A 6,081-nucleotide genomic window follows, 5' to 3' on the forward strand; every position below is an offset into this window, starting at 1 on the left:
CTTTCCTCGTGAGCTTCTGCCCCCGCTGCGGCCGCCCGGCCGCGGAAGGTGATCACACCGGCTGCCGCGGCGCCCAGGCCGCGCTCGAGCCGCCGCGGTTCTGCCCGGAGTGCGCGCGCCGCATGGTGGTCCAGGTGACTCCGTCCGGGTGGTTCGCGCGCTGCAGCCGGCACGGCGAGCGCGCCTCCTCCGACGTCTCCGCGCCGACGGACTAGGCTCGTTCGGGTGCCGAACGCGTCCGATGAGCCGACCGGGTCCGCGTCGGCCGTGGCCACCGCCGAGCAGCCCCCACCCTGGCCGTACCCGCTGCACCGCCCGCTGGCCAAGGTCGTCGTCAAGGCCGACCTGCTGCCGGCCGTGAGCGTGCTGTTCGCCATCCCCTTGCTGGGCATGGCGGTCGGCTGGCTGTGGTCGCGGCTGGCGCCCCCGCAACGAATGCGTGTGCTGGCCGACCGCCCGGTGCCGCTGCCGGTGGAGAGCTACCACCGGTTCGACGACCTCGCCCTGTTCACCCTGCTCTGCCTGGGCGCCGGCCTGGTCACCGGCCTTGGCGTGTGGATGCTGCGCGGCCGCCGCGGCCCGGTGATCATGCTCGCGGCCGTGCTCGGCTCCGCCGGCGCGGCCTGGCTGGCCAAGCAGGTCGGGGTGGGCTGGGCCGGGGGCCGCTACACCGTCAGCGGCGCGCCCAAGGTGGGCGACATCGTCCTGGCCGCCCCCATGCTCGAGTCGGCCTGGGCGATCATCGCCTGGCCCCTCACCACGGCGCTGATCTACGGCATCCTCGCGGCCTGGAACGGCATGGACGACCTCAGCCGCCGCCTATAGCCCGCGTGTTTGCCTCTCACGTCGTCGTGTTGGCCGCTCACGCGTCGCCAGGCGCAAAGATGACGACGCTAGGCGCAAACACGGCGATGTGAGGCGCAAACACGCGGGTCAGTTGAGGCTGAACTCGAGCTGGAAGTCGGCCGGGGGAGCGGGGATCGCGCGGAGCTCGGCGAGGATGCCGGCCTCCCGGTTGAGCATTTTGCGCACCATGCGCAGCCGGTGCAGCGGCCGGGTCTCCTCGAGCAGCCGCTGCCGGTCGTCGATGGTCAGCAGGCAGTCCGAGGCCAGCAGGTGGGCGAGCCCGGCGGTGTCGGTGTCCTCCGGCGGCTCGGTCCAGTCGCCGTGCTGCCAGGCGGCCGAGCAGTACCGGCGGTGCGCCGAGCGCGCCTCCAGCGACAGCATGCTCACGGCGTCCGCGCCGATCGCCGGGCTCTCGCTGTCCGGCACCCATTCGACGGCGCCGATCAGATACGGCGCGCTGGTGGAGTCCAGGGCGAGCAGCCGGAACCGCCGCTCGCCCGCGGTGACGATGTCGAACCGCCCGTCGGGCAGCCGTTTGGCCTGACGCAGCACGGCGGAGCAGCCGATCTCGCGGAGCTGGCTGAGCGAGGTCACCTCGATGTCCAGCGACGGGCGCAGCGCCACCACCCCGAACCGCTTGCCGGGTACCACGCCGGTGACCAGATCCACCGTGAGCTGCCGGTAGCGCGGTTCGAAGATATGCAGCGGCAGGTGGGCCCCCGGTAAGAGCACCGTGTGCAGGGGGAAAAGGGGGAGCGACTCGACCACGGCTCTAAAGCTACGACGGCGGCGTCATGATCGCTGTTTTCACCGCGGCGGGCGCAGCACGGCGAACGGGTCGGTGACCGCCATGGCCCGCTCGGTGAACGAGAACAGCGCCGCCGGGCGCCCGCCGGCCCGGCCGGGCGGCGCGGTGGCCCCGGTGGGTTTGAGCAGGCCGCGGCGGGACAGCACCCGCTGCAGGTTGGTCGCCGACACCCGGTAGCCGAGCGCGGCCGAGTACAGCTCACGCAGCGCCGAGATCGTGAACGTCGGCGGCGCGAGCGCGAAACCGATGTTCGTGTAGGACAGCTTGGCCCGCAACCGGTCCCGGGCTCGACGAACGATGGACTCGTGATCGAACGCCGTTCGAGGCAGCGCGTCCACCGGATGCCAGCGGGTGTCGGCCGGGACCGCCGGGTCGATGTCGGACGGAACCAGCCCGAGGAACGCCGTGGCGACCACCCGCGGCCCCGGCACCCGGTCCGGCGCGCTGAACACCGCGAGCTGCTCTACGTGCGCCAACTGCCGAACGTCGACCTTCTCGGCGAGCTGTCGCTTGATCGACTGCTCGACATCCTCGTCCGGGCCCAGCCGCCCGCCGGGCAGTGACCACCGGTGCGCGTGCGGCTCCATGGCGCGTTCCCACAGCAGGACCTGCAGTGATCCCGCTCTCACCTGCAAGACCGCGGCTAGGACTTCGTGAGCCGCAGGCAGGTGCTCGGTGGTAGCATCGACCATGTTTTCGACCCTAAGGCGAAAACCTCCGTACGGACGACCACGGATGGAACACGGAGGGCACACCCATGACAGTGACAGCCTCTCTTGAGCGGACGCTCACACCGTACGGGGGAGTGGAGCCGGACGCGGCCTGGCGCGCCGAGGTGCGCCGCCTGGCCGAGGCGCGGGACGCCGTGCTCCTCGCGCACAACTACCAGATCCCGGAGATCCAGGACATCGCCGACCACACCGGCGACTCGCTCGCCCTGTCCCGGATCGCCGCGGCCAGCGACGCGTCCACGATCGTCTTCTGCGGTGTGCACTTCATGGCCGAGACCGCCAAGATCCTCAACCCGGACAAGCGGGTGCTCATCCCAGACGCCCGCGCCGGCTGCTCGCTCGCCGACTCGATCGATGCCGAGCAGCTGCGCGCCTGGAAGGTCGATCATCCCGGCGCCGTCGTCGTGTCCTACGTGAACACCACGGCCGAGGTGAAGGCCGAGACCGACATCTGCTGCACGTCGTCCAACGCCGTCGAGGTCGTCGAGTCCATCCCCGCGGACCGGGAGGTGCTCTTCCTGCCCGACCAGTTCCTCGGCGCGCACGTCCGCCGGGTCACCGGCCGGGAGAACCTGCACGTCTGGGCCGGCGAGTGCCACGTGCACGCCGGGATCAACGGCGCCGAGCTGGCCGAGCGGGCGGCCGCCAACCCGGACGCCGACCTGTTCGTCCACCCCGAGTGCGGCTGCGCCACGTCCGCGCTCTACCTGGCCGGCGAGGGCATCGTGCCGGACGAGCGGGTCAAGATCCTGTCCACCGGCGGCATGGTCGAGCAGGCCCGCTCCACGCGAGCGCGCTCGGTCCTGGTGGCCACCGAGATCGGCATGCTGCACCAGCTCCGCCGGGCCGCGCCGGAGATCGACTTCCGGGCCGTCAACGACCGGGCGTCCTGCCGCTACATGAAGATGATCACTCCCGCCGCGCTGCTGCGCTGCCTGCGCGAGGGCGTGGACGAGGTGCACGTCGACCCGTCGATCGCCGAGCGCGCCCGCGGCGCCGTCCAGCGCATGATCGAGATCGGCAAGCCCGGAGGTGGCGAATGAGCATCCGCTGGGAGGCTCGCGCGGACCTGGTCGTGGTCGGCTCCGGCGTCGCCGGCCTGACCGCGGCCCTGACCGCGCACGCCCTTGGCCTGCGGGTGCTCGTGGTGACCAAGGCCGCCGCCGGGGACGGCAACACCCGGTGGGCCCAGGGCGGCGTCGCCGTCGTGCTCCCCGGCGAGCACGACCCCGGCGACTCGGTGGCGCGCCACGTCGAGGACACCCTCGTCGCCGGCGCCGGCCTGAGCGACGAGGCGGCCGTGTCCGCGATCATCGCCGGCGGCCCGGCCGCCGTGACCCGCCTGCGCCGCCTCGGCGCCTCCTTCGACCGCGACGGCGCGGGCCTGGCCCGCACCCGCGAGGGCGGCCACACCGCGTTCCGGGTCGTGCACGCCGGCGGCGACGCGACCGGCGCCGAGGTCGAGCGCGCGCTGCTCGCCGCCGCCCGCGACGGCCGCGTGCCCATGCTGGAGCACCACATCGCCGTCGACCTGCTCCGCACCCCCGCCGGCGCGATCACCGGCCTGCTCGTGCTGGATCCCGCCGGCGTGCCCGGCCTGGTCGCCGCCCCCGCCGTCCTGCTGGCCACCGGCGGCCTCGGCCAGCTCTACCAGGCCACCTCCAACCCCGAGGTGGCCACCGCCGACGGCATCGCGCTCGCCCTGCGCGCCGGCGCCCTCGCCGCCGACCTCGAGTTCGTCCAGTTCCACCCGACCGTCCTCTACACCGGCGCCGGCGCCCGCGGCCGCTGCCCGCTGGTCACCGAGGCCGTCCGCGGCGAGGGCGCGATCCTGATCGACGCCACCGGCGCCCCGGTCATGACCGGCGTCCACCCGCTCGGCGACCTCGCCCCCCGCGACGTCGTCGCCGCGGCCATCACCCGCCGCATGGCGACCGAGCCCGGCGGCGTCGCCGACCACGTCTTCCTCGACGCCACCCACCTCGACGCCGCCACCTTCCGCCGCCGCTTCCCCACGGTCCACGGCGCCTGCCTGGCCATCGGCGTCGACCCCACCACCGACCCCATCCCGGTCGCCCCCGCCGCCCACTTCGCCTGCGGCGGTGTTCTGTCTACAGTGGACGGACGGACCACGGTCCCCGGCCTCTACGCCGCCGGCGAGGTGGCGCGCACCGGCCTGCACGGCGCCAACCGCCTCGCCTCCAACAGCCTCCTCGAGGGTCTCGTCGTCGGCGCGCGCGCCGCCGAAGCCGCCGCCGCCGACCTCGCCGCCGGCCACCTCGCCGACACCCGCCTCACCGCCTGCGCCCCGCTGCCCACCGTCCCCGCCGCCCCTCGCGACCTCCTCCAGCGCGTCATGAGCCGCTACGCCGCCATCGGCCGCGACGCCGAGGGCCTTGCCGTCGTCGCCTCGGTTCTCGACGTGTCCGCTTTGGACAATCCACTCGAGACACTCGCGCTCGTCGAGGACGCCGCCCTCACCCTCACCGCCCGCGCCCTGCTCGCCAGCGCCGCCGAACGCACCGAGTCCCGCGGCTGCCACGTCCGCACCGACCACCCCCACGCGGACGACCACACCTGGCGGCGCAGCCTCAGCGTCCGCCTCACCCCCTCCGGCCACCCCGTGCTCGCCGGTCCCGCCCTGCTGCGGAGCGCGGCATGACCGACATCGAGCGGGTGGTCGCCACCGCGCTGGAGGAGGACCTGCGCTACGGGCCGGACGCCACGACCGAGGCGACCGTGCCGGCGGAGGCGGTGGCGATCGCCGAGCTCACCCCGCGGCGACCCGGCGTGCTGGCCGGGATCGAAGTGGCCGTCGCCGCGTTCGACCAGGTGCTCGGCGCCGACCTGGAGGTGCTCGACCGGGCCGCGGACGGGTCGCCGGCCGTGCCGGGGGAGCCGGTGCTCGTGGTCCGCGGCCCGGTCCGGGGTCTGCTCACCGCCGAGCGGACCGCGCTGAACCTGCTCTGCCACCTGTCCGGCGTGGCCACGCTCACCGCCGCCTGGGCGGCCGCCGTGGCCGGCACCGGGTGCGCGATCCGCGACACCCGCAAGACGCTGCCGGGCCTGCGCACCCTGGAGAAGCACGCGGTCCGCTGCGGCGGCGGCGCCAACCACCGGCTCGGCCTCGGCGACGCCATCCTGATCAAGGACAACCACGTGCTCGCGGCCGGCTCCGTCGCCAAGGCCCTGGCCGCGGCCCGTACCCACGCCCCCGGCCTGCCCTGCGAGGTCGAGGTCGACACCCTCGACCAACTCGACGAGGCCCTCGCCGAGCGCGCCGAGCTGGTCCTGCTCGACAACTTCACCCCCGACCAGTGCGCCGAGGCAGTTCGCCGCGCGGCCGGAACCCCGACGCGCCTGGAAGCCTCAGGCGGCCTCACCCTCGACGCCGCCCGTACCTATGCGCAAACCGGCGTGCACTACCTGGCCGTCGGCGCCCTCACCCACTCCGCGCCCGCCCTCGACATCGGGCTGGATCTCCAATATTCACCGCTTGCATAGCCGCGACCGCAACGGGCCCGTCGCAAACAGTCCTGCGAGTCGACAGAAATCGCCGAGCGCCCGGCGCAAGGCGGCGCACCGCGCGGTGGCCGTCGAGCTCGACCGGATCGAGGGGGAGATCCTCAAGCGGCTGGGTGTGTGATCACGTCCCACCCGCGGCTCTTGCCCGGGCGAATACGCTGCTAAGTCGTG

At 73.8% G+C, this 6,081-nt stretch carries 7 protein-coding genes; 5 read left to right on the forward strand and 2 right to left on the reverse strand.

Going from position 1 to position 6,081, the window contains the following annotated elements:
• Positions 1-8 precede the first annotated feature (8 nt).
• Positions 9-215 (forward strand): hypothetical protein, encoded by a 207-nt coding sequence (locus tag VGX25_RS18250; RefSeq protein ID WP_326919017.1) that lies wholly within the window; start codon positions 9-11, stop codon positions 213-215.
• Positions 216-225: 10 nt separating this feature from the next.
• A complete protein-coding gene (locus VGX25_RS18255; protein WP_326919018.1) occupies positions 226-825 on the forward strand; it encodes a DUF2567 domain-containing protein in 600 nt (199 codons plus the stop codon).
• A gap of 108 nt (positions 826-933) precedes the next feature.
• On the opposite strand, the gene VGX25_RS18260 is transcribed toward VGX25_RS18255, so the two are convergent.
• Both VGX25_RS18260 and VGX25_RS18265 read right to left on the reverse strand, forming a co-directional pair.
• Positions 934-1,614 carry an LON peptidase substrate-binding domain-containing protein gene (locus VGX25_RS18260; protein ID WP_326919019.1) on the reverse strand — a complete coding sequence of 227 codons (681 nt, stop codon included), beginning with the start codon at positions 1,612-1,614 and terminating at the stop codon, positions 934-936.
• Between the two features lie 39 nt (positions 1,615-1,653).
• Positions 1,654-2,346, reverse strand: a complete 693-nt coding sequence (locus tag VGX25_RS18265; RefSeq protein WP_326919020.1) for an NUDIX hydrolase — start codon at positions 2,344-2,346, stop codon at positions 1,654-1,656.
• Between the two features lie 65 nt (positions 2,347-2,411).
• Between VGX25_RS18265 and nadA the strand changes: the two genes are divergently transcribed.
• Genes nadA through nadC form a run of 3 tightly spaced genes read left to right on the forward strand, consistent with a single transcriptional unit; the run spans position 2,412 to position 5,889 of the window.
• A complete protein-coding gene (gene nadA, locus VGX25_RS18270) occupies positions 2,412-3,428 on the forward strand; it encodes a quinolinate synthase NadA (protein ID WP_414635861.1) in 1,017 nt (338 codons plus the stop codon).
• Positions 3,425-5,047: an L-aspartate oxidase gene (locus VGX25_RS18275; protein WP_326919021.1), complete on the forward strand. Its 1,623-nt coding sequence runs from the start codon at positions 3,425-3,427 to the stop codon at positions 5,045-5,047. Before nadA ends, VGX25_RS18275 begins: the two co-directional genes overlap by 4 nt.
• The gene (gene nadC, locus VGX25_RS18280; protein WP_326919022.1) at positions 5,044-5,889 is read left to right on the forward strand and encodes a carboxylating nicotinate-nucleotide diphosphorylase; all 846 of its coding nucleotides are present in this window, start codon (positions 5,044-5,046) and stop codon (positions 5,887-5,889) included. Before VGX25_RS18275 ends, nadC begins: the two co-directional genes overlap by 4 nt.
• Positions 5,890-6,081 lie beyond the last annotated feature (192 nt).

This window comes from Actinophytocola sp. (assembly GCF_035942955.1).
Lineage (GTDB): Bacteria > Actinomycetota > Actinomycetes > Mycobacteriales > Pseudonocardiaceae > DASYTH01.

Excerpts from the sequence above, each read along its gene's own strand:
- VGX25_RS18265 (WP_326919020.1), bottom strand. The coding sequence starts at position 2,346 with ATGGTCGATGCTACCACCGAGCACCTGCCTGCGGCTCACGAAGTCCTA.
- nadA (WP_414635861.1), top strand. The coding sequence starts at position 2,412 with ATGACAGTGACAGCCTCTCTTGAGCGGACGCTCACACCGTACGGGGGA.
- VGX25_RS18275 (WP_326919021.1), top strand. The coding sequence starts at position 3,425 with ATGAGCATCCGCTGGGAGGCTCGCGCGGACCTGGTCGTGGTCGGCTCC.
- nadC (WP_326919022.1), top strand. The coding sequence starts at position 5,044 with ATGACCGACATCGAGCGGGTGGTCGCCACCGCGCTGGAGGAGGACCTG.